Source organism: Salinarimonas rosea DSM 21201 (genome assembly GCF_000429045.1).
Taxonomy (GTDB): Bacteria; Pseudomonadota; Alphaproteobacteria; order Rhizobiales; family Beijerinckiaceae; genus Salinarimonas; species Salinarimonas rosea.
In genome coordinates, this window is sequence record NZ_AUBC01000004.1 from 267,436 (window position 1) to 290,219 (window position 22,784).

Consider the following 22,784-nt stretch of genomic DNA (forward strand, 5'->3'; position numbering starts at 1 on the left):
GACCATGGCATCCATCCGCAAGGCACTCGTCCTCGCCGCCGTCTCGGCGACCGCCATCACCGCTGCCGGGAGCGCGGGCGCGAGCTCCTTCTCGCTGCGCTCCGGGCAGAGCGCCGAGGGGCTGGGCCTCTCCTTCGCCGGCGCCGCGTCCGGCGGCATCGGGCTCGGCGCCATGGCCTGGAACCCGGCCACGATCGTCCTCTTCCCCGGCCGCAACTCGCAGCTGAACGCCACCTACATCCTGCCGCGCGCCGCGTACGAGGTGACGGATCCGGTGACGCTGGGCACGGCCCGGGCGCTCGGCCTGCAGGCGGGCAGCGGCGAGATCGGCGGCAACGGCGCCTTCGTGCCGGCGTCGTACACCAACTTCCAGGTCGGCGACCTGCACATCGGCTGGACCACCGGCGCGCCCTACGGGCTGTCCTCCAAGCCCGAGAACCAGAACTTTCTCGGGCAGGTCTACAACCGCTCGGCCACCGTGCGCACGCTCAACTTCGCGCCGACGATCGGCTGGCGCGTGAACGATTGGCTGGCGCTCGGCGCCGCCATGCAGGTCCAGTACCTCGACATCACGCTCAAGCGCGCCTCCAGCCTGGCGGTGGGCGCGCCGCCGGTCATCCTCGAGGGCGACGATCTCGCCTTCGGCTTCCGCGTGGGCGCCGTGCTGACCCCTTGGCAGGGAGCCACCATCGGCGTCGGCTACCGCTCGGTCGTCGAGCACGACCTCGAGGGCTCGCTCGCCCGGCCCGGGCTGCCGACCCTGCCCATCAATGCGCGCCTGCACCTGCCCGACTCGATCACGGTCGGCTATTCGCAGGTCCTGAACGATCGCTGGACGGTCCATCTCGGGGGCGAGTGGACGAACTGGAGCGTGTTCGACAACATCCCGGTCAACGTCACGGGAACGCCGATCACGGCGACGACGCTGAACTTCGAGTACGACGACAGCGTCTACGTTTCTGCCGGCGCCGAGTACGCCTGGAACGACAGGCTGACGCTGCGGGGAGGTGTCGCCTACGAGTGGTCGGCCGTGTCCGACCGCGTGCGCAACGTCATCATCTCGGACAACGATCGTCTCTGGCTTTCCGCGGGCATCGGCTACCAGGCCACGCCGCAGCTTCGGATCGACGCCTCCTACTCCCATCTCTTCGTGAAGGAGGCGCCGATCGACCTGTCGCCGACCTCGGGCAACCCGTCCTACGTCGCGCCGGTGACCTATCGCGCCGTGGCCGAACCCTCCATCGACATCGTCTCGGTGTCGCTGACCTATCGCTGGGACCGCCCGCAGGCGGCGCCCGCGGTCCCGGCCGGCGTCTACAAGCCCTGACCGGGCCGCGCCCCGGCAGCGCGGCTTGACCGCGCGGGCGGGCGGCGTCACAAGACGCCGCCTGTCGCGGGGAGGACCATGCGCGTCGACGACTTCGACTTCGACCTGCCGGACGAGCGCATCGCCCTGCGCCCCGCCGAGCCGCGCGACGCCGCGCGGCTCCTCGTCGTACGGCCCGACGCCAGCTCCGATCTCCGTCTCGAGGACCGGATCGTGCGCGACCTGCCGGATCTGCTGGCGCCCGGCGACGTCCTCGTCCTCAACGATACCCGGGTCATCCCCGCCCGCCTGCACGCGCGGCGCACCCGCGGCGAGGCCGTCGCCGGCATCGAGATCCTGCTGCACAAGCGCGAGGGCGGCAGCCGCTGGCGCGCCTTCGCCCGGCCCGCGAAGAAGCTCGCGGCCGGCGACCCGCTCGTCTTCGGAGACGCGGGCTCGGCGTTCGGTGCGCTCGCGGCGATCGTCGCCGAGAAGGGCGAGGCCGGCGAGGTCGTGCTCGACTTCGCGGCGTCCGGCCCCGATCTCGACCTCGCCATCGCGCGCATCGGCGAGATGCCGCTGCCGCCGTACATCGCCGGCAAGCGCGCGGCCGACGCGCGCGACGCGCGGGACTACCAGACGATCTATGCCTGCGAGGCCGGTGCCGTCGCCGCGCCGACGGCGGGTCTCCACTTTACCGACGAGCTCTTCGCGAGGCTCGACGCGCGGGGAATCGCCCGGCACTTCGTCACGCTCCACGTGGGCGCCGGCACGTTCCTGCCGGTGAAGGCGGAGGACACCGCCGACCACCGCATGCACGCGGAATGGGGCACGATCACCGAGGAGACCGCGACCGCGCTGAACGCGGCGCGCGCGCGGGGCGGGCGTCTCGTGGCGGTGGGCACCACGTCGCTGCGGCTGCTCGAGAGCGCGGTGCGCGACGACGGCACGATCCCGCCCTTCTCGGGCGACACGTCCATCTTCATCACGCCGGGCTTCCGCTTCCGCGCCGTCGACATGCTGATGACGAACTTCCACCTGCCGCGCTCGACCCTGATGATGCTCGTCTCGGCCTTCTGCGGCCTCGAGACGATGCGCGCGGCCTACGCGCATGCGATCGCGAGCGGCTACCGCTTCTACTCCTTCGGCGATTCGAGCCTCCTGCACCGGGCGGATGCCGGAGCCGGGCGATGATCGTCGACGTCGGTCCCGACCTGTTCGGCCATTGCGTCGCACCCGTGCGGGCCCGCGACGTCGACCTGCACTACGCCATCGTCACCGCTCCCGAGGACGAGGACGCCGTGCTGCGGCGCGCGGAATGGGTCGAGCGCTTCATCGGCCCGCCGCCGCCGGAGATGGGGAGCTTCGATCGCGCCGCCTATCGCGAGCTCGTCTCGGCCTACGTCTCCGGGCGGCACATGAGCTGTATCGCCCTCTCGGCTCGCGTGCTCGACCGGCATCTGAGCTGGATGTACCGCGTGCTCGGGCAGCGCTGGCGGGGGTCGCTCGACGAGAAGGTCGAGCGGCTGCGCGATCTCGACACGCCGGTGAGCTTCCTGCGCCCGAAGCTGCGCGCCCTCGTCGGCGCGGCCCGCGCGCTGGGCGTCGAGGCGCAGCCGCGACCCGCGGCGCTCGCCGAGGACGGTACGCCGATCGGCTGGGAGGACCGGCTCGCGCTCGACGCACGCGAGGCCGCGTCGGCGGCGATCTTCGTGATGACGCGTTTGCCCGCTCATCTGATGCGGGTGGCGAAAGGAAGCGCATGAGCGAGGAATTCCTCTTCAACGTCGCGGCGCAGGACGGCGCGGCCCGCACCGGCGAGGTGCGCATGCCTCGCGGCGTCATCCGCACGCCGGCCTTCATGCCGGTGGGCACGGCCGCGACCGTCAAGGCGATGTATCCCGACCAGGTCAAGGCGCTCGGCGCCGACGTCGTGCTCGGCAACGTCTACCACCTGATGCTGCGCCCGGGGGCGGAGCGCATCGCCCGGCTCGGCGGGCTGCACGCCTTCATGAACTGGCCCTACCCGATCCTCACCGATTCCGGGGGCTTCCAGGTCATGTCGCTCGCAGGGCTGCGCAAGCTCGACGAGGACGGCGTCACCTTCCAGTCCCACGTCGACGGCTCGATGCACCGGCTCACGCCGGAGCGCTCGATCGAGATCCAGGGACTGCTCGGCTCCGACATCCAGATGCAGCTCGACGAGTGCGTGAAGCTGCCGAACACCGACGAGGCGGTGGAGAAGGCGATGCGCCTCTCCCTGCGCTGGGCCGAGCGCTGCCGCATCGCCTTCGGCGAGCAGCCCGGGCGGGCGATGTTCGGCATCGTCCAGGGCGGGGCGAACGCGCGTCTTCGCGTCGAGAGCGCCCGCGAGCTCGTCGGGCTCGACCTGAAAGGCTACGCGATCGGCGGGCTCGCGGTCGGCGAGCCGCAGGACGTGATGCTCGCCATGATCGAGACGGTGGAGCCGCATCTGCCGCCCGCGAGGCCGCGCTACCTGATGGGGGTCGGGACGCCGGACGACATCGTCGAGGCCGTCCGCCGGGGCGTCGACATGTTCGACTGCGTGATGCCGACCCGCGCCGGCCGCCACGGCATGGCCTTCACCCGCTCGGGCCGGCTCAACCTGAAGAACGCCAAGTACGCCGAGGACACCCGTCCCCTCGACGCCGGCTCCAAGTGCGAGGCGGCGACCGCCTACTCGCGAGCCTACCTGCACCATCTCGTGCGCTCCAGCGAGATCCTGGGCATGATGCTGCTGACCTGGAACAACCTCGCCTACTACCAGGACCTGATGGCGGGCCTGCGCAAGGCCATCCGCGAGAAGCGGCTGGAGGACTTCGTCGCCGAGACGAAGGAGGGCTGGGCCAAGGGCGCGATGGACGACGGGGCGATGGACGAGGGCACGAAGGACCAGGGGGGAGCCGCCCGGGCCGGCGGAGCGGTGATGTGAGACGCGCACCACCTTGCCACTGCCGACCGCTCGGGGTATGATATAGTCATACTGCTGGAGCGCGACATGACGATCAAAACGACGTTGAGCTTCACCGACCGCCACCACCGGTTCCTCATGGAGCAGGTGGAGAACGGCGTCTTCGCGACCGCGAGCGCCGGCGTGGCGGCAGCGATCGAGGACATGATGCGGGCCGAGGAGGAACGCCGGCTCATGCTCGGCGCGCTCGCGGACGTCATCCGCGAGCGGATGGCGACGCCTCTGGAGGAGTACGTCGACGAAGACGACGTTTTCGGACCGGCTTTCGCCGCGATCGAGGCTGCCGACGAGTGACGCCGTTCCGTGTGCGCTACCACGCGGACGTAGCGGACGATCTCACCGGCATTTCGATGAGGCTGATCGCATATGCGGGTCCAGCCTCGGCATATCGCATCGTCACGGAGTTGCGCGCTGCGGCGCGGGCACTTCGACATGCGCCGCACCGCGGCTCCCTTCGGTCCGAGGTCATGCCCGGGCTGCGGGCGATACCGGCTTCCAAGAAGGGGGTGATCGCGTTCTCCGTGATCGACGACCGACGCGAGGTCTTCATCCACCTCGTCTCCTACGGCGGAGCCGATTGGCAGGACCGCGTGGCCGTGCGGCAGTACAGCTGATCTTCGTCGGGTGAACGTCCGCCCTTCCCGAGCGCGGCGGGAGATTTCGGTTGCGGCGCCGGAACGGGTCGCTATGTTCCGGGCTCTTTCGCCCACGGTCCATCGGCCCCGATCCACCCTGCGAAGGCACGCGCGCGCTGACGATGACGAAGACGATCCGGATCTCGCTCGACGCCATGGGCGGCGACCACGGCCCGTCCGTGGTGGTGCCGGGCGCCGCGCTCGCGCTGGAGCGCCATCCGGGCATGCGCTTCGTCATGTACGGCGACGAGGCCGTCGTCGCACCGATCCTCGATGCCCATCCCAAGCTCAAGGAAGCGACGGAGCTGCGCCACGCCGCCGTCTCGGTGAAGATGGACGACAAGCCGAGCCAGGCGCTGCGGGTCGGGCGCTACAAATCCTCCATGTGGCTCGCCCTCCAGGCGGTGCGCGACGGGGACGCGCAGGTCTGCGTCTCGGCCGGCAACACCGGCGCCCTGATGGCGATGGCGATGTTCTGCCTCAAGACCATGCCGCAGGTGGACCGCCCGGCCATCGCCGCGATCTGGCCGACGGTCAAGGGCGAGTCGATCGTGCTCGACGTCGGCGCCTCAATCGGCGCGGACGCCAGCCACTACGTCAACCTCGCGGTGCTCGGCGCGGCGATGGCGCGCATCGTCTTCGACCTCGAGCGCCCGCTTGTGGGCCTGCTCAACGTCGGGCGCGAGGAGATCAAGGGGATCGAGGCGGTGAAGGAGGCCTCGCGCATGCTGCGCGAGGGGGCGTTCCCGCACCTCGCCTATCGCGGCTTCGTCGAGGGCGACGACATCGGCAAGGGCACGGTCGACGTCGTCGTGACCGAGGGCTTCACCGGCAACATCGCGCTCAAGACCGCCGAGGGCACGGCCAAGCAGCTCGGCGAGTACCTGCGCGGCGCCATGAGCCGCTCGCTGATGTCCAAGATCGGCTACCTGTTCGCCAAGCGCGCCTTCGACGCGCTCAAGGCCAAGATGGACCCGAGCCGCTCGAACGGCGGCGTCTTCCTCGGGCTGGAGGGCGTGGTCATCAAGAGCCACGGCGGGGCGGACGCCAAGGGTGTCGCGGCGGCGATCGACATCGCCTACGACATGGCGCATTTCGACCTGATGCGGACCATCAGGGACATGCTCGAGGAGACGCCGGCCGTCCCGCCGGCGTGAGGAAGAGACCCAGATGAAGGTGCGTTCCGTCGTCAGGGGCTGCGGCTCCTACCTGCCCCCGAAGGTGGTCCCGAACGCGGATCTCGAGGGTATCGTCGCGACCTCGGACGAGTGGATCGTCCAGCGCACGGGGATCCGCAACCGCCACATCGCCGCCGAGGGCGAGACCACCTCGACGCTCGGCCTCGCCGCGGCGAAGGCGGCGCTGGCGGACGCCGGGATGACGCCCGACGACATCGACCTGATCGTCGTCGCCACCTCGACGCCAGACCACACCTTCCCCTCCACCGCGACGATGATCCAGGCCGGGCTCGGCATGCATCACGGCGCGGCCTTCGACGTCCAGGCCGTGTGCACCGGCTTCGTCTACGCGGTGGCGGTGGCGGACAAGTTCCTCGCCTCCGGCTCGGCGCGGCGCGCGCTCGTGATCGGGGCCGAGACCTTCTCGCGCCTGCTCGACTGGACCGACCGCACCACCTGCGTGCTCTTCGGCGACGGCGCGGGCGCGATCGTGCTCGAGGCGCAGGAGAGCGCGGGCACGAGCGCCGACCGCGGCGTGCTGACGACGCAGCTGCGCTCGGACGGGCGCTACCGCGACAAGCTCTATGTCGACGGCGGCCCGGGCTCCACGGGCACCACCGGTCACCTGCGCATGGAGGGCCGCGAGGTCTTCCGATTCGCGGTGGGCATGGTCACCGACGTGGTCGAGGCGGCCTTCGAGGCGACCGGCACGAGCGCCGAGGAGCTCGACTGGTTCGTGCCGCACCAGGCGAACAAGCGCATCATCGACGCCTCCGCCGACAAGCTCGGCATCGCCCGCGAGAAGGTGGTGATCACGGTCGATCGCCACGGCAACACCTCGGCGGCCTCGATCCCGCTGGCCCTCGACGTGGCGGCGAAGGACGGACGGCTGAAGCAGGGGGACCTCGTGATGCTGGAGGCGATCGGCGGCGGCTTCACCTGGGGCAGCGCTCTCATCCGGTGGTAGTGAATGTCGATCGCCGTCGCGCGGGCTGTTGATTCACACCGCGCCACGGCCTAGCGTTTCCGGGCGTGAGCGGCGGACGAGGGGGCTCATCTGATGGCGGGACGGACGGTGACACGCGCTGATCTGTGCGAGGCGGTCTACCAGCGCGTGGGACTGTCGCGCACCGAGTCGGCGGCGCTGGTGGAATCGGTCCTGTCGGAGATCTGCGATTGCCTGGAGCGCGGGGAGACGGTGAAGCTCTCCTCCTTCGGTTCCTTCGTCGTGCGCGAGAAGGGCGAGCGGATCGGCCGCAACCCGAAGACCGGGGTCGAGGTACCGATCGAGCCCAGGCGCGTCATGGTCTTCAAGCCGTCCAACGTGCTCAAGGCCCGTATCAACGGCGAGAGCGCGGCGGACGGCGAGGACTGAGCCGGCCACGAGGACACCGAGCGGAGGGCGGCATGGACAAGGGACCCGAGGCCTTCCGGACGATCAGCGAGGTCGCCGAGGACCTCGACGTTCCCCAGCACGTCCTGCGTTTCTGGGAGACCAAGTTCGCCCAGATCAAGCCGCTCAAGCGCGGCGGCGGCCGGCGCTTCTACCGGCCCGAGGACGTCGACCTCCTGCGCGGCATCCGCCACCTGCTCTACGGGGAAGGCTACACGATCAAGGGCGTGCAGCGGATCCTCAAGAGCGAGGGCGTGCGCTTCGTGGCCGCCGTCGGCCGGGGCGAGGCCAAGGTCGAGCCCTCCCTCACCGGCGAGGGCGCCGAGGCGGAGCGCGGCGCCGACACCGCCGAGGAGGCCGCCTTCGCCACCCGCGAGCGCGACACCTTCCTCTCCGACGAGGCGGCCCGCACCTTGCGCGGCGCCCTCGACGAGCTGATGGAATGCGAGCGCCTGCTCGCCGCCCTGCGGGAGCCGGGGTGAGGCGGCGGGCGCACCCTCGATGCAGGCCGGCGACGGTTCTTACTCGGCGGGATGCGCCCATCCTTTTCCTTCCCTGTAGGGGAAGGAAAAGGCCGGCGTCTGCGCGCGGCCCACGAGAAGCGGTAGAGCAGGCGAGCCGTCGCCCTCAGCCGAGCCCGAGCATCAGCGCGATGTTCTGCACCGCGGCGCCGGACGCGCCCTTGCCGAGGTTGTCGAGGCGCGCGACGAGCAGCGCATGGCGCATCGCCTCGTTGGCGAAGACGCGCAGCTCCAGCGCATCGCTGCCGTTGAGCGCCTCCGGCTCGAGACGCGTCTCTCCGGCGGTCGGGACGACGCCGACGAGGCCGCCCTGCGGGTAGTAGCCGGCGAGCGCCGCCTCGAGGTCGGCCGCCTTCGGCGCGCCGGGGAGCGCGTCGAGATGGAGCGGGATCGAGACCAGCATGCCTTGGCGGAAATTGCCGACGGACGGCACGAAGATCGGCCGGCGCGCGAGGCCCGAGTAGCCCTGCACCTCCGGCACGTGCTTGTGCTCGAGCGTCAGCCCGTACAGCTCGAAGGCGGGGGCCGTGCCGGCCTCGTAGGCCTCGATCATCTGGCGGCCGCCACCGGAATAGCCGGAGACGGCGTTGATCGTCACGGGGAAGTCCCGCGGCACGAGCCCGGCCTCGACGAGGGGGCGCAGCAGCGCGATCGCGCCGGTGGGGTAGCAGCCCGGGTTGGAGACCCGGCGCGCGGACGCGATCGCCTCCGCCTGCCCGGGCGCCATCTCCGCGAAGCCGTAGGTCCAGGCGGGATCGACGCGAAACGCCGTCGAGGCATCGAGGATCTTCGGCGCATCCGCCCCGAGCTCGGCCGCGAGCGCGACGGACTCCTTCGCCGCCGCGTCGGGCAGGCACAGCACGACGAGATCGACCGACGCCATCATGTCGCGCCGCGCGGCGGGATCCTTGCGCAGCGCGGGGTCGATGGAGCGGACCTCGATGCCGGGCACACGCGCGAGCTTCTCGCGGATCTCGAGCCCGGTCGTTCCGGCTTCGCCGTCGATGAAGAGCGTGGGTGCGGGCGAGGAAGCGGGCATGGCAGGAGGTCCCGTGATGATCGTCGGTGAGGGATGGAGACACGAAAAAGGCCGCGCATCGGGCGCGGCCTCGCGGGCGTCGGCACGGCGGATGCGCGCGCCTATCGCCGCAGCGAGGCGGTGAGCGGACGTCGGGCGCGGGCGCGGCTCGTGATCATACCGTTTTCATGCGCCGCGACGTCGCGCCTGTCAACCGTGGCGGAACCCGGCCCGAGAGCCTCCGTTCCGTTCGCCGAGAAAGAACGGCGAAAGGAGGCCCCGCATGTCCGGGACCGCGAAAAAGACCGACCCGAAGCTCTGGGAAAAGGTGAAGACTGACGTGACCCGGTCGGACAAGGGCGGGCGCCCGGGCCAATGGTCGGCGCGCAAGGCGCAGATGGCCACGCAGGAATACAAGTCCCGCGGCGGCGGCTACGCGGGGAAGAAGTCCTCCGACAATCACCTGAAGCAGTGGACGGACGAGGAGTGGGGCACGGAGTCCGGCAGGAAGAGCGAGGACACGGGCGAGCGCTACCTGCCGAAGACGGCGCGGGAGACCCTCTCCGAGGAGGAATACGAGCGGACGACGCGCAAGAAGCGCGCCGACACCCGGCGCGGCAAGCAGCATTCCAGCCAGCCGAAGGACGTGGCGAGGAAGACCGCCCGCCACCGCGACACCGGCGGCTCCTCCCGCGCATCGGCCAGCGGCCGCTCGGGCCGCGAGCCGAGCAAGGCCGAGCTCTACGAGAAGGCGAAGACGCAGGACGTGCCGGGTCGCTCGAAGATGTCGAAGGCGCAGCTGATGGCGGCCGTGGCCTGAGGCTTCCCGCCTCCCGGGTCTCCCCCGCGACGTCGACGCCCTTGCGTGCGCCCGCGCGGGGGACTACGCCATCGGCACGATGAGCGAGATCGACCTCGACCTGCGCGGCCTCAAGTGCCCCCTCCCCGCTCTCAAGACGCGCAAGGCGCTCTCGAAGGCGGCGCCGGGCGCGCTCCTCGTCGTGACCTGCACGGACCCGATGGCGGTGATCGACATCCCGCATCTCGTGAACGAGACCGGTGACGCGCTCGTCGACCGCGAGACCCGGCCGGTCGAGGGCGGGGCCGAGGTGCTCGTCTTCCGCATCCGCAAGGCCGGCGCCCCATGAGCACCGACGCGCCTCGCATCGCCGCTATCGTCTACACGCCCGAGGAGCCGGTCTCGGCACTCGTCTCGGATTTCGCTGCGCGGCTTCGCGCCCGCGGGCACCGGGTCGCGGGCCTGGTCGAAGCGGAGCTCGAGGCCGATGCCTGCATGCGCGGCGACATGGCGCTGCGCGACCTCTCGAGCGGCGACGTCGTCTCGATCTGCCAGGATCTCGGGCCCGGCGCCAGGGGCTGCCGCGTCGACCCGCGCGGGCTCGCGGCCGCCGGCGCGCGGCTCGCGGCGGCGCTCGCCGATGCGCCCGATTGCGTGATCGTCAACAAGTTCGGCAAGCTCGAAGCGGAAGGCGCCGGGCTCGCCGCCGAGATCGGCGCCTGTGTCGCCGCCGGGATCCCCCTCGTCGTCGGCGTCCCGCAGCGGTTCCGTGCGGCCTGGGACGCGTTCGCGGGCGGGCTCGACACGCCGCTTTCCTGCGAGGATGCCGCGCTGGAGGCGTGGTGGCTCTCGGTCTCGTCCGAGACAGCAGCGGGATAGGACGCGGGTCACTCCTCGCGCGGTGGTGACGGCGCGCGCTTCTCGGGCTCGAGCAGCGTCGGGATGTTGGACAGGAAGCGCTGGAACGCCGGCTCGCGGGTCGCGGCGAGGATCGTGCGCAGGCGCCCGATCGGGTCCGCATCGTCGTCCGCGCGCAGGTCGACCGGCGGGCGCTCGGCGGAGACGATGCGCAGCGCCGCCGAGCGGTCCCCGCGCACGTCGCCCCCGGCCGCGGCCCCGGCGGCGAGCGCCGCGAGCAGCCGATCGGCGAAATCGCCGCGCGCCGCGCGGAAGGCGGCGGCGACCCGCTCCGGCAGATCCGCGCCCGCGACCCAGTTCGCCGCCACGACGAGGCCCGGCTCCTCGTGCGTGCCGCGGGCCGGGAGGTTGTCCGCGCCGGTGAAGGCGGCACACGCCCCCCGGATGTCGAGGACCGCGAGCTGGCGCGCCTCGCGGCCTTCGTCGTCCGCGACGAGCCCGGCGACGACCTCCCGCGGCGTCTCGCCGAGCACGAGGCGCCGGAGCGCGGATGCGCCCCAGAGCGTGGAAGTGCTCAGGCCCTGCGTCGCCACGATCCCGACCGCGGGCTCCGCATGGAGCACGAACCCGCCGACGACGGGCGTGCCGGTGGCGACCGCGCCGCCCAGGTCGCCGGTCTGCGGATCGCGGACGAGGATCGCGTAGGTCATGCGGCCGGCCTCCCTTCGATCGCCTCCCCGGCGGTGCCCGCGAGACGATCATGATGCATGCTTGATCGGGGGGAATTTATCAGCATAAATTCATCGATCAATGCGCGCGCCCGGCAATCCCGGGACGCGGCGCGCCGTCGGGGGACGTCACACGGCCGGAGCGAGGCCGCATTCGAAAGGGAACGACGACCATGCATCTTCGCCGCACGGGCCTTCTCGCGAGCGCGGCCATCGCCGCGACCCTCATCCTGGCGCCCGCCGCGCCGCCGGCTCTGGCGCAGACGCCGCCCGGCGTCCTCGCCGTCGGCCAGATCGCCGAGCCCAAGTCGCTCGACCCCGCCGCCGTCACCGCCGCCAACGACTTCCGCATCGTCGTGAACCTGTACGACGGCCTCGTGCGCTACGCCGACGGCTCGTTCGAGATCGAGCCGGCGCTGGCCGAGAGCTGGGACGTGTCCGAGGACGGCACGGTCTACGCCTTCACCCTGCGCGAGGGCGTGACCTTCCACGACGGCACGGCGCTCGATGCGGAAGCGGTGGTGTTCAACTTCGAGCGCATGCTCGACGAGGAGCACCCCTACCACGACACCGGCCCGTTCCCGCTGTCGTTCTTCTTCTCGGCGATCGACACGGTCGAGGCGGTGGACGACCGCACGGTGCGCTTCACCCTGAACGAGCCCTACGCCCCCTTCCTCTCGAACCTCGCCTACCCCACCGGGCTCATCGTCTCGCCCGCGGCGGTGGCCGAGCACGGCGCCGATTTCGGCCGCAATCCCTCCGGCACCGGTCCGTTCGAGTTCGAGAGCTGGGACGCCAACACCGCCGTGGTCGTGACCCGCAACGAGGACTACTGGGACGGCGCGCCTCCGCTCGAGGCGGTGATCTTCCGGCCCATCACCGACGCCAACACCCGTGTCGCCGAGATGCTGTCGGGCGGCATCGACGTGATGGTGGAGGTGCCCCCCGATTCCGTCGCGCGCTTTTCCGAAAGCGACGACTACGTGCTCTACGAGCAGGCCGGGCCGCACGTCTGGTTCATGATCCTCAACGCCAAGGAGCCGCCCTTCGACGACGTGCGGGTGCGCCAGGCGGCGAACTACGCGATCGACAAGCAGGCGCTCGTCGAGAACGTGCTGCAGGGCACCGCCGAGATCGCGTCCGGCCCGATCCCGCCCGCCTTCGCCTGGGCCTACAACGAGGAGCTCGAGCCCTATCCGCACGATCCCGAGCGGGCCCGCCAGCTCATCGAGGAGGCCGGCGCGACCGGAGCGACGGTGACGATGTTCGTCACCGAGGGCGGCTCCGGCATGCTCGACCCCGTGCCGATGGGCACGGCGATCCAGGCCGATCTCGAGGCGGTGGGGCTCGACGTCGAGATCGAGACCTACGAGTGGAACACCTTCCTCGCCCAGGTGAACCCGGGCCTCGAGGGCAAGGCCGACATGGCGCAGATGGCCTGGATGACGAACGATCCCGACACCCTGCCCTACCTCGCTCTGCGCAGCGAGGCGTGGCCTGAGGAGGGCGGCTTCAACTCGGGCTACTATTCCAACCCCGAGGTCGACCGCCTGCTCCAGGAGGCGCGCACCGCCACCGACCAGGAGGAGCGCGCGCGCCTCTACAAGGAGATGCAGGAGATCGTCCAGGAGGACGCGCCCTGGATCTTCGTCGCGAACTGGAAGCAGAACGCCGTGACGACGGCGGCGGTGGACGACTTCGCGCTGCAGCCGTCCTTCTTCCTGCTGCTGCACGACGTGACCAAGGAGTGAGGCCGGGGCGGCGGGTCGGGGCGAGCCGTTCGGGCGGGCGGGCCGAGCTGCAACGCCGATGCCGGCGTTCTCCTTCCCTGTAGGGGAAGGTGTCGCCGGCGAAGCCGGTGACAGATGGGGCGCGGCGCGCGAGCGACGCGTTCCGCGAAGCGGAAGCCGACGTGTCCGTCGCCACCGGTGCCCTTCGGCTACGCCGAACGCGCGTGCCGCGCGCCCCATCCGTCTCGGCGCTGCGCGCCGATCCACCTTCCCCTACCGGGAAGGACGAGGGTCGCCCGCCCGCCGTGCACGTGTGATCCGACCGATGTCCTCGAGGACGGGGAGCATCGGTCGGCGGCCGCCATCGGCGGCGAAGCTGGAGGACCGCGCGGATGCACCTCTACATCGCAAAGCGGGTCGCCGCCCTGGTGCCGATCCTGTTCGGGCTCACCCTCATCGTCTTCTTCATCATGGCGCTGATCCCGGGCGACCCGGCGCTCGCCATACTCGGCGCCTACGCGACGCCCGACAACGTGGCGCGGCTCAACGCCCAGCTCGGCCTCGACCAGCCGCTGCCGGTGCAGTACGTCACCTGGCTGACGAACCTCCTGCAGGGCGATCTCGGCCGCTCCTACTCGCTCAACCGCCCCGTCCTCGACGAGGTGCTGGAGCGCTTCTCGGCCACCGCGATCCTCGCCGGCGCGGCGCTCGTCCTGTGCACGATCTTCGGCCTCCTAGCCGGCATCGTCTCCGCGGTGCGGCAGTACGGGCTCGCCGACAAGGCGGTGACGCTCGCGGTGCTCGTCGGCATCTCGATGCCCTCGTTCTGGCTGGGGCTGCTGCTCATCCTCCTCTTCGCGGTCGAGCTGCGCTGGCTGCCGGCGTCGGGCATGTATGCGATCTACGGCGGCGGCGACCTGCCCGACCTCCTGCGCCACCTGATCCTGCCCGCCGTGACGCTGGCGGCGGTCGCGACCGGGGTCGTCGCGCGCCTCACGCGCTCGGCGATGCTCGAGGTCCTGCGCCAGGACTACATCCGCACCGCGCGCGCCAAGGGCCTGCCCGAACGGCGCGTGATCTACGTCCACGCCTTCAAGGCGGCTCTCGTCTCGATCATCCCCGTCATCGGCATCCAGGCGGGCTTCGTGCTCGGCGGCGCGGTCTACATCGAGACCGTGTTCCAGTGGCCGGGCATCGGGCGCATGCTGGTGCAGGCGATCTCCACGCGCGACATCCTGCTCGTGCAGGGCGGGGTGCTGGTGGTGGCGGCGAGCTACGTGCTGATCAATCTCCTCGTCGACGTGCTCCAGAGTCTCGTCGACCCGCGGGTGAAGACATGAAGCCGGCCGCAGCCCCCGCCCCCGTCGAGGCCCCCGTCGACGCCCTCGATGCGCCGCCCCGCAAGCGCGAGCGCCGCTCCTTCCTGCGGCTCCTCCTGCGCAACCGCCTGGCGGGCGTGGGCCTCGTGGTGCTGAGCGCCATCGTCGCCGTCGCGATCCTCGCGCCGATCCTTCCGCTCGCGGACCCGAACGCCACGGCGCCGGCGAACCGCCTGCTGCCGCCGCTCACCCCCGGGCACCTGCTCGGCACCGACGAGCTCGGCCGCGACCTGCTCTCGCGGCTCGTCTGGGGCACGCGCCTGTCGCTCTCGATGGGCGTCGCGGCGACGCTGGTGGCGGCCCTCGTCGGCTCGACGATCGGCCTCGTCGCCGGCTACGCGGGCGGCAGGCTCGACAACGCCCTGATGCGCTCGATCGACATGCTGATGGCGTTTCCCTACATCCTGCTCGCGCTCGCCATCGTCGCCGTGCTCGGGCCGGGGCTGCTCAACGCGCTCTACGCGGTCGCGGTGGTCAACATCCCCTTCTTCGCCCGCAACATCCGCGGCGTCACGGTGGGCCTCGCGCACAAGGATTTCGTCGAGTCGGCGCGGCTGGCGGGCATGGGGCACGGGCGCATCCTCGTCTCCGAGATCCTGCCCAACGTCATGCCGGTGATCGTGATCACCATGTCGACCACCGTCGGCTGGATGATCCTCGAGACGGCGGGCCTCTCCTTCCTGGGGCTCGGCTCGCAGCCGCCGCAGGCGGATCTCGGCTCGATCCTCGGCGAGGGGCGCAAGGTGATGCTCACCGCACCGCACGTCACCACGATCGCGGGCGTCACCATCTTCCTCGTCGTGATGAGCATCAACCTGGTCGGCGACGGCGTGCGCGATGCGCTCGACCCGCGCCTCTCCGCCGGCGCGCTCGCCCGCCCATCGGCGGTGACTCGGATCGCCCGCCCGAAGAGCGAGGGCGCGGACGCGGCGGCGGCGCCCACGGGGGACCACGCGCTCGCCGTGCGCCGGCTCTCGACCCGCTTCGAGATCGGGGCGCGCGTCCTGCGCGCCGTCGAGGACGTCTCCTTCACGATCCGCCGCGGCGAATGCCTCGGACTCGTCGGCGAATCCGGCTCGGGCAAGTCCGTCACCGCGCTCTCGCTGCTCGGCCTCGTCCCCTCCCCGCCCGGCGTGATCCGCTCGGGCCGGGTCTGGCGCGCGGGCGAGGACGTACTGTCGCTCCCGCGCGAGAAGCTCAGGGCGCTGCGCGGCGGGCGCGTCTCCTACATCTTCCAGGACCCGCTCGGCACGCTCCACCCGCTCTTCTCGGTCGGCGACCAGCTCGTGGAGGCGATCCGCGCCCACCGTCCGGCGTCCCACGCCGAAGCGTGGACGCAGGCCGTCGCTCTCCTGGAGCGCGTGCGCATTCCCGCCGCCGCGGATCGCGCCGAGGCGCTGCCGCACGAGCTCTCCGGCGGCATGCGCCAGCGCGTCGCCATCGCCATGGCGCTCGCCAACGAGCCGGACCTGATCATCGCCGACGAGCCGACGACGGCGCTCGACGTCACCGTCCAGGCGCAGATCCTCGCGCTCCTCGACGAGCTGCGGCGCGAGCACGGCCTCGCCCTCCTCTTCATCACCCACGATTTCGGCGTCGTCTCGCAGCTCTGCGACCGCGTCGCGGTGATGTATGCCGGCCGCATCGTCGAGGAGGGCCCCACCGCCGAGGTGCTGGCCGCGCCCGCGCATCCCTACACGCGCCGGCTGATCGCCTGCGTGCCGATCCTCGGCTCCGGCAGGCGCGCGCTCGACGCGATCCCCGGCCTGCCGCCTGCGGTCGACGCGCTGCCCGACGGCTGCGCCTTCGCGCCGCGCTGCCCGCGCGCGACGGGCGCTTGCCGCGAGGGCGAGATCCCGCCGATCTCCGTCGCCGACGGGCGCGCCGCACGCTGCCTCTACGCCGGCGAGGTGATGCGCGAGGCCCGCGAGGGGAGCGCGGCATGACCGGGGAGCGCGGCATGACAGGCGCAGCGGAGACCCGGCCGATCCTCGAGACGAGCGGCCTCGGCAAGACCTTCGGCGGCGCGCGCCGGCTGCTGGGTGGGCGCGCACCGACGGTCCAGGCCGTGCGCGACGTCACGCTGTCGGTCGCGCCGGGCGAGACGCTGGGCATCGTCGGCGAGTCGGGCTGCGGCAAGTCGACCCTCGCGCGCATGCTGGTCGGCCTCGTCCCGCCCAGCCAGGGCAGGATCACGCTCGAGGGCAAGACCCTCGGCGAGGCGACGAAGGCCGGGCCGCGGGCCTTCGGCCGCACCATCCAGTACGTCTTCCAGGACCCCGCGAGCGCGCTCAACCCGCGCAAGACCATCCGCCGGATCCTGGAGGCGCCCCTCGTCCATCTCCTCGAGGCCGACGCCCCCGCCCGCGAGCGGCGCGTCGCCGAGCTGATGGATCTCGTCTCGCTCAGGCCGGAATTCCTCGAGCGCTACCCGCACGAGTTCTCCGGCGGGCAGGCGCAGCGCATCGGCATCGCCCGGGCGCTCGCGGCCGAGCCGCGCATCCTCGTGCTCGACGAGCCGGTCTCGGCCCTCGACGTGTCGATCCAGGCGCAGGTGCTGAACCTCCTGTCGGACCTGCGCGCGCGGCTCGGCCTCACCTACCTCTTCATCAGCCACGACCTCGCGGTCGTCGAGGCGATCGCCGAGCGGGTGGCGGTGATGTATTTCGGGCGCGTGGTCGAGACCGGGCCGGTGGAGGACGTCTTCCGCGCGCCGCGCCATCCCTATACGCGCCTCCTCCTGTCGTCGGCCCCCACCATCGGCGCGCGCGCGGCGGCGGCGGACGCGCCGCAGGCGGAGCTGCCGGACCCGACCCGCCCGCCGCCGGGCTGCGCCTTCGCCGGGCGCTGCCCCAACGTGCGCGACGATTGCCGAACGAGCCCGCCACCGCTCGTGCCGATGGGCCCCGGCCGCGCGGCCGCCTGCATCCATCCCCTGCCCGCGGACGACGCCGATGTCCCCGCCTGACGAGACGCTCGCCCCCCCGCCGGCGCGCCCGCGCGGCCGCACCGCCGCCGTCGCCGAGACGATCAAGGGCTGGATCCACGAGCGCGGGCTCGAGCCCGGCGATCGCCTGCCGCAGGAACGCGAGCTGATCGCGCTCTTCCGCGTCAGCCGCGGCACCATGCGCGAGGCGCTCAAGCTGCTCGAGGCACAGGGGCTGCTGCGCATCCGCACCGGCCCCTCCGGCGGCGCGCAGGTGGCGGAGCCGTCGGTCGAGCACGCCTCGGAGCTGCTCGGCAACTACTTCTTCTTCAAGGATCTCACCGTCCGCGACATCTACGCGATCCGCAGGCGGCTGGAGCCCGATCTCGCCGCGAGCGTCGCCGCGATCGCCACCGACGCCGACGTGCGTCGCCTGCTCGCGGCCATGACGCCCTACGAGGGCCCCGCCTTCGGGGCGCAGGAGGAGCGACGGCAGTGGATCGCCGAGCTCGAGTTCCACGACGTGCTCGTCTCGATGGCGCCGAACCCGCTGCTCGCCTTCACCTGCGGCTTCGCGATCCGGCTGCTCAAGGAGCTCGCGGTCTGCCGCACGATCTACGAGCGCCCCTCCCCGGAGCTGCGCCAGCGCGGGCGTCTCTACCAGCTCGAGCTGATCGACGCCCTGCGCAGCCGCGATCGCGACGCCGCGCGGGCGGTCATGGAGGCGCACATGCGCTTCGCGGAGGGCGTGATGGAGGCCGAGGAGGCGGTCGTGCGCCGCGCCTTCCTGCGCGCGCGCCGAGGCAGCGGCGGCGGCGCGCCCTCACGCGCTCCCTGAGGGCGCGCCCCAGGCGACGAAGTGCGGGTTGCCCCAGGGTCGCGCGCCGTCCCGCCACGGGCCGCCATACCGAAGCGGCGTGCCGTCGAGCCGCTCGACCCGCCCGCCCGCAGCCTCGAGGATCGCCTGCCCCGCCGCGGTGTCCCATTCCATCGTCGGTGCGAGCCGCGGGTAGACGTCGGCCTCGCCGGATGCCAGCAGGCAGAACTTCAAGGACGAGCCGCGGGAAATCCGTGTCGCCGCGGCGAGCCGGTCGAGGCAGGCTTCCGTCTCGGGACCCGCATGCCGCCGGCTCGCGACGGCGATCCGGCCGTGCGCCGGGACCGGTCGCGCCCGGATCGCCCGCCAGGCTGAGGGCGCGCCGTCGACGACGTCCGCCTCCCGCGCCCCCTCCCCGCGCATGCCGACACAGATGCGCCCGAGCGCCGGCGTGTGGATCACCCCCGCGACGGCGCAGCCCTCCTCGACGAGCGCGATGTTGACCGTGTACTCGCCGCTGCCGGCGACGAACTCCTTGGTCCCGTCGAGCGGGTCGACCAGGAAGAAGCGCCCGGCCTGCGCCGGAGCGCTCTCGCCGGCGCTCTCCTCGGAGACGATGGGGATCGCGGGCACCGCGCGCCCGAGGATCGCCGCGATGGCCGCGTCCGCCGCCTCGTCGGCGGCGGTGACGGGGGAGGCGTCGGCCTTGGTGCGCACGGCGGTCTCACCGGCCTCGACCACGGCGCGGATCGCCCGCCCGCCGGCGAGCGCCGCCGCGATCATCACCTCGAGCATCGCCTGCGCCATCGTCCCGCCCCCGCAACCTCGAACCGCATCGACGAGCTTAGAGCGACATCGGCGCGTTGCAAGACACGCCCGCTCAGGCCCGCCCGACGCTCGCATAGGTGAAGCCCGCCTCGCGCACCTCGTCGGGGCGGTAGACGTTGCGCAGGTCGACCAGGACCGGCGCGGCCATGACCCGGCGCAGGCGCTTCAGGTCGAGCGCGCGGAAGGCGTCCCACTCGGTGACCAGGACGAGCGCGTCCGCGCCCTCGGCGCAGGCGTAGGGGTCGCGCGCGTAGGCGACGTCGTCGAGCACGGTCCGGGCTTGCTCCATGCCCTCCGGGTCGTAGGCGACCACCGTGGCCCCGCCGTCCTGCAGCGCCTGGACCACGGCGATGGAGGGCGCGTCGCGCATGTCGTCGGTGTTGGGCTTGAAGGTCAGCCCCAGCACCGCGATCCGCTTGCCGCGCACGGAGCCGCCGCAGGCGGCGATCACCTTGCGGCCCATGGCGCGCTTGCGCTGGTCGTTGACCGCCGCCACCGTCTCGACGATGCGCACCGGGCATTCCGCGTCCTGCGCGGTCTTGATCAAAGCGAGCGTGTCCTTCGGGAAGCACGAGCCGCCGTAGCCCGGGCCGGCGTGCAGGAACTTCGCGCCGATGCGGTTGTCGAGCCCGATGCCGCGGGCGACGTCCTGGACGTCGGCACCGACCTTCTCGCACAGGTCCGCGATCTCGTTGATGAAGGTGATCTTGGTGGCGAGGAAGGCGTTGGCGGCGTACTTGGTCAGCTCGGCCGTGCGCCGCGAGGTGACGAGGATCGGCGCCTGGTTGAGGTAGAGCGGCCGGTAGAGCTCGCGCATCACGTCCGCCGCGCGGGCGTCCTCGGCACCGACCACGATCCGGTCGGGCCGCTTGAAGTCCGCGATCGCCGCGCCCTCGCGCAGGAACTCGGGGTTCGACACGACCGCGAACTCGGCGTCCGGCCGCTCCTCGCGGATGATGCGCTCGACCTCGTCGCCGGTGCCGACCGGCACGGTCGACTTCGTCACCACCACGGTGTAGCCGCGCACGGCATGCGCGATCTCGCGCGCGGCAGCGACGACATAGGAGAGATCCGCATGCCCGTCGCCGCGCCGCGAGGGCGTGCCGACCGCGATGAAGACGGCGTCGGCCGCGGCGACCGCGTCGGTCAGGTCGGTGGCGAAGGCGAGCCGGCCCTGGGCGACCGTGCGGCGCACGAGATCGTCGAGGCCGGGCTCGTAGATCGGCATCCGTCCCGCCTCGAGCGCGGCGATCTTCGCCGGGTCCTTGTCGATACAGGCGACCTCGTGGCCGAAATCGGCGAAGCAGGCCCCCGAGACGAGGCCGACATAGCCCGAGCCGATCATCGCGACGCGCATGGCGGGAGCATCCTCCGTTGGCGGCGCGCCGTGTGCCGGTGCCACCGGCCGCGGGACGCCCGGCCGGTGATAGAAGCGCGCTCTCGCACTGACAAGCCTCGAGCCCGGGCGTTCGTTTCGCCGGCGAGCCGACCGGCGCCGCAGAGCCCGTCGAGCGAGCATCGTCGCCGAGCATGACGGAGGCGTGACGACCGGCCGGAGGTTCGCGCGGGCGAGCTCGGCCGAGGTCACGGAAGCGTCGCACTGTCCCCATAGGAAGGGTTGCAATCCGAACCGGAGGACATCGTCATGACCGATATCGACAAGTCGAAGCTGAGCTGGGACGAGTGGGACGAGCTGCACTTCCCGCGCCCCGCCGAGAGCGAATTCGACCGCGTCGTCGAGCGCGCCATCTCGCGCCGCGGCTTCCTGGGCGGGGTGCTCGCCTTCGGCTCCGGCGCCGCCGCGATGGGGACGGGCCTGCTCTCGTCCACGTCCGTGCTCGCGCAGGCCGCCTCGCGCTTCCCCTTCACGCCGATCCCCGCGCAGACGGACGGCGCGGTGCACGTTCCGGACGGCTATTCCTGGCGCATCCTCGCGGCCTGGGGCGACCCGCTCGCCTCCGCGGCGGACGGCTACGACGTCGGGCAGGGCGGCGGCTCGGTCGAGCATTCCGACCGGGTGTTCGGCGAGAACACGGACGGCATGGAGACCTTCTCCTTCCAGGGCCGCCAGCTCATCGCGATCAACCACGAATTCGTCAACCCGAAGCTGAACCTCCCCGCGGAGAACGAGGGCGTGGCGAAGACGGCGGACGAGGTCGTCAAGCTGCAGAACCTCCAGGGCGTCACAGTCATGGAGATCGCCGAGGGCGCGGACGGCTGGGCCGTGGTGAAGGACAGCCCGTTCAACCGCCGCATCCATCATCGCACGGAGATGCGTCTCGCCGGCCCCGCAGCCGGGCACGACCTCCTCCGGACGGAGGCCGACCCGACCGGGACGATGGTTCTGGGCACGATCAACAATTGCGGCTCGGGCAAGACCCCCTGGGGCACCTACCTGACCTGCGAGGAGAACTTCAACGGCTATTTCGGCGCGACCGGAGCGCTCTCCGCCGACGAGAAGGTGCTCGCCGGCTACCGCCGCTACGGCATCGGGGAGGAGAGCCGCTACCAGTACGAGCTGTTCGACGCGCGCTTCGACACGGCGAAGAACCCCAACGAGCCGCACCGTCAGGGCTGGGTCGTCGAGATCGACCCCACGGACCCGACGAGCACGCCCGTGAAGCACACCGGCCTCGGCCGCTTCAAGCACGAGAACGCCGAGCTCGTGCTGGCGCCGGACGGCCGCGTGGTGGTCTACATGGGTGACGACGAGCGCGGCGAGTATCTCTACAAGTTCGTCTCGAACGGCACCTACACCCCGGGCGGCTCCACCGAGGGCCTGCTCGACGACGGCACGCTCTACGCCGCGCGCTTCGACGACGACCAGACCGGCGAGTGGGTGGCGCTCACGCCCGAGTCGACCGGCATGGAGATGGCCGAGATCCTGGTCTTCACCCGCATGGCCGCCTCGGCCGTCGGCGCGACGACGATGGATCGCCCGGAATGGGTCGCCACGAATCCCGTCGCGGTTGAGGCCTATTGCTGCCTCACCAACAACTCGCGCCGCGGTGCCAAGAACGACGACGGCTCGATGCGCGCCAACGCGGGCGGGGACGTCATGTCGGTGAACGCGCCGAACCCGCGCGAGACCAACCGCTACGGCCAGATCGTCCGCTGGCGCCCCGACGGCGACGATCATGCCTCCGAGCGCTTCGCGTGGGATCTCTACGTGATGGCCGGAAACCCCACCGTCCACTCGGGCGCCTACGCCGGCTCGGCCAACATGAACGCGGGCAACCTGTTCAACTCACCCGACGGCATGGTGATCGACCAGTCCGGCATCGTCTGGATCCAGACGGACGGCGACGACTCGAACGAGGGCGACTTCGCCGGCATGGGCAACAACCAGATGCTCGCGGGCGACCCCGTCACCGGCGAGATCGTGCGTTTCCTCACCGGCCCGACGGGCTGCGAGGTGACGGGCCTCGCCTGGTCGGCGGACCTGCGCACGATGTTCGTGGGGATCCAGCACCCCGGCAGCGGCTGGCCGGACTCCCGCTCGCCGGAGCGCTCGGCGGTCATCGCCATCAAGCGCGAGGACAACGGCCTCGTCGGCTGAGGCCGGCATCGCGCGAAAGGAGCCGGCGCGGGCAACCGCGCCGGCCTCGCATCCGCCGCGCGCCTTGCCGCCGCCACCCTGCCCTGATAAGCCTGCGCGCACGCTCCCCGAACCCTT

At 71.7% G+C, this 22,784-nt stretch carries 22 protein-coding genes; 18 read left to right on the top strand and 4 right to left on the bottom strand.

Annotated elements, in window-relative coordinates; all coding sequences use genetic code 11:
* Window positions 1-4 precede the first annotated feature (4 nt).
* The 9 genes from G407_RS0103560 (at window position 5) to G407_RS0103605 (ending at window position 7,986) form a co-directional block, all read left to right on the top strand.
* Window positions 5-1,327: an OmpP1/FadL family transporter gene (locus G407_RS0103560; protein ID WP_029029708.1), complete on the top strand. Its 1,323-nt coding sequence runs from the start codon at window positions 5-7 to the stop codon at window positions 1,325-1,327.
* Window positions 1,328-1,405: 78 nt separating this feature from the next.
* Window positions 1,406-2,500 carry a tRNA preQ1(34) S-adenosylmethionine ribosyltransferase-isomerase QueA gene (queA, locus tag G407_RS0103565; RefSeq protein ID WP_029029709.1) on the top strand — a complete coding sequence of 365 codons (1,095 nt, stop codon included), beginning with the start codon at window positions 1,406-1,408 and terminating at the stop codon, window positions 2,498-2,500.
* Entirely contained in the window at window positions 2,497-3,072 is a 576-nt protein-coding gene (locus G407_RS0103570; RefSeq protein ID WP_029029710.1) for a hypothetical protein, read from the top strand. Before queA ends, G407_RS0103570 begins: the two co-directional genes overlap by 4 nt.
* Window positions 3,069-4,259, top strand: a complete 1,191-nt coding sequence (gene tgt / locus G407_RS25505; RefSeq protein WP_052340903.1) for a tRNA guanosine(34) transglycosylase Tgt — start codon at window positions 3,069-3,071, stop codon at window positions 4,257-4,259. Before G407_RS0103570 ends, tgt begins: the two co-directional genes overlap by 4 nt.
* A gap of 66 nt (window positions 4,260-4,325) precedes the next feature.
* Window positions 4,326-4,592: a hypothetical protein gene (locus tag G407_RS0103580; RefSeq protein WP_084327269.1), complete on the top strand. Its 267-nt coding sequence runs from the start codon at window positions 4,326-4,328 to the stop codon at window positions 4,590-4,592.
* A 463-nt stretch (window positions 4,593-5,055) separates the two neighbouring features.
* On the top strand, window positions 5,056-6,090 hold the full coding sequence (gene plsX / locus G407_RS0103590; RefSeq protein ID WP_029029712.1) for a phosphate acyltransferase PlsX: 1,035 nt from the start codon (window positions 5,056-5,058) through the stop codon (window positions 6,088-6,090).
* 13 nt (window positions 6,091-6,103) lie between these two features.
* The gene (locus tag G407_RS0103595; RefSeq protein WP_029029713.1) at window positions 6,104-7,078 is read left to right on the top strand and encodes a beta-ketoacyl-ACP synthase III; all 975 of its coding nucleotides are present in this window, start codon (window positions 6,104-6,106) and stop codon (window positions 7,076-7,078) included.
* Between the two features lie 93 nt (window positions 7,079-7,171).
* Complete coding sequence (locus G407_RS0103600) at window positions 7,172-7,486, top strand: integration host factor subunit alpha (RefSeq protein WP_029029714.1); 315 nt, start codon at window positions 7,172-7,174, stop codon at window positions 7,484-7,486.
* A gap of 32 nt (window positions 7,487-7,518) precedes the next feature.
* Window positions 7,519-7,986: a MerR family transcriptional regulator gene (locus G407_RS0103605; RefSeq protein WP_043538807.1), complete on the top strand. Its 468-nt coding sequence runs from the start codon at window positions 7,519-7,521 to the stop codon at window positions 7,984-7,986.
* Between the two features lie 145 nt (window positions 7,987-8,131).
* Here G407_RS0103605 and argC read toward each other — a convergent pair whose 3' ends face one another.
* Window positions 8,132-9,064 (bottom strand): N-acetyl-gamma-glutamyl-phosphate reductase, encoded by a 933-nt coding sequence (argC, locus tag G407_RS0103610; RefSeq protein WP_029029716.1) that lies wholly within the window; start codon window positions 9,062-9,064, stop codon window positions 8,132-8,134.
* 262 nt (window positions 9,065-9,326) lie between these two features.
* Here argC and G407_RS0103615 point away from each other — a divergent pair, with 262 nt between their 5' ends.
* The 3 genes from G407_RS0103615 to G407_RS0103625 all read left to right on the top strand — a co-directional run bounded on the left by G407_RS0103615 (window position 9,327) and on the right by G407_RS0103625 (window position 10,721).
* Complete coding sequence (locus tag G407_RS0103615) at window positions 9,327-9,863, top strand: DUF5872 domain-containing protein (protein ID WP_029029717.1); 537 nt, start codon at window positions 9,327-9,329, stop codon at window positions 9,861-9,863.
* Window positions 9,864-9,942: 79 nt separating this feature from the next.
* On the top strand, window positions 9,943-10,191 hold the full coding sequence (locus G407_RS0103620) for a sulfurtransferase TusA family protein (protein ID WP_029029718.1): 249 nt from the start codon (window positions 9,943-9,945) through the stop codon (window positions 10,189-10,191).
* A complete protein-coding gene (locus tag G407_RS0103625; protein WP_029029719.1) occupies window positions 10,188-10,721 on the top strand; it encodes a DUF2478 domain-containing protein in 534 nt (177 codons plus the stop codon). Before G407_RS0103620 ends, G407_RS0103625 begins: the two co-directional genes overlap by 4 nt.
* Window positions 10,722-10,729: 8 nt before the next feature.
* Here G407_RS0103625 and G407_RS0103630 read toward each other — a convergent pair whose 3' ends face one another.
* Window positions 10,730-11,410 carry a DUF1028 domain-containing protein gene (locus G407_RS0103630; RefSeq protein ID WP_029029720.1) on the bottom strand — a complete coding sequence of 227 codons (681 nt, stop codon included), beginning with the start codon at window positions 11,408-11,410 and terminating at the stop codon, window positions 10,730-10,732.
* Window positions 11,411-11,601: 191 nt separating this feature from the next.
* On the opposite strand from G407_RS0103630, the gene G407_RS0103635 reads away from it, so the two are divergent.
* The 5 genes from G407_RS0103635 (at window position 11,602) to G407_RS25520 (ending at window position 18,301) form a co-directional block, all read left to right on the top strand.
* Window positions 11,602-13,179, top strand: coding sequence for an ABC transporter substrate-binding protein (locus G407_RS0103635; protein WP_029029721.1), 1,578 nt, complete (start codon window positions 11,602-11,604; stop codon window positions 13,177-13,179).
* A gap of 371 nt (window positions 13,180-13,550) precedes the next feature.
* On the top strand, window positions 13,551-14,498 hold the full coding sequence (locus tag G407_RS0103640) for an ABC transporter permease (protein WP_029029722.1): 948 nt from the start codon (window positions 13,551-13,553) through the stop codon (window positions 14,496-14,498).
* The gene (locus tag G407_RS25515; protein ID WP_084327271.1) at window positions 14,495-16,483 is read left to right on the top strand and encodes a dipeptide/oligopeptide/nickel ABC transporter permease/ATP-binding protein; all 1,989 of its coding nucleotides are present in this window, start codon (window positions 14,495-14,497) and stop codon (window positions 16,481-16,483) included. Before G407_RS0103640 ends, G407_RS25515 begins: the two co-directional genes overlap by 4 nt.
* A 14-nt stretch (window positions 16,484-16,497) precedes the next feature.
* Complete coding sequence (locus tag G407_RS0103650; protein WP_029029723.1) at window positions 16,498-17,505, top strand: ABC transporter ATP-binding protein; 1,008 nt, start codon at window positions 16,498-16,500, stop codon at window positions 17,503-17,505.
* Window positions 17,492-18,301, top strand: coding sequence for a FadR/GntR family transcriptional regulator (locus tag G407_RS25520; RefSeq protein WP_052340905.1), 810 nt, complete (start codon window positions 17,492-17,494; stop codon window positions 18,299-18,301). Before G407_RS0103650 ends, G407_RS25520 begins: the two co-directional genes overlap by 14 nt.
* Here the strand turns inward: G407_RS25520 and cysQ are convergent.
* Both cysQ and G407_RS0103665 read right to left on the bottom strand, forming a co-directional pair.
* Window positions 18,287-19,075, bottom strand: coding sequence for a 3'(2'),5'-bisphosphate nucleotidase CysQ (gene cysQ, locus G407_RS0103660; RefSeq protein ID WP_029029724.1), 789 nt, complete (start codon window positions 19,073-19,075; stop codon window positions 18,287-18,289). The genes G407_RS25520 and cysQ overlap by 15 nt on opposite strands.
* Window positions 19,076-19,160: 85 nt before the next feature.
* Window positions 19,161-20,465 (bottom strand): UDP-glucose dehydrogenase family protein, encoded by a 1,305-nt coding sequence (locus G407_RS0103665; RefSeq protein ID WP_029029725.1) that lies wholly within the window; start codon window positions 20,463-20,465, stop codon window positions 19,161-19,163.
* Between the two features lie 288 nt (window positions 20,466-20,753).
* Here G407_RS0103665 and G407_RS0103670 point away from each other — a divergent pair, with 288 nt between their 5' ends.
* Window positions 20,754-22,667 carry a PhoX family protein gene (locus tag G407_RS0103670; RefSeq protein WP_029029726.1) on the top strand — a complete coding sequence of 638 codons (1,914 nt, stop codon included), beginning with the start codon at window positions 20,754-20,756 and terminating at the stop codon, window positions 22,665-22,667.
* Window positions 22,668-22,784 lie beyond the last annotated feature (117 nt).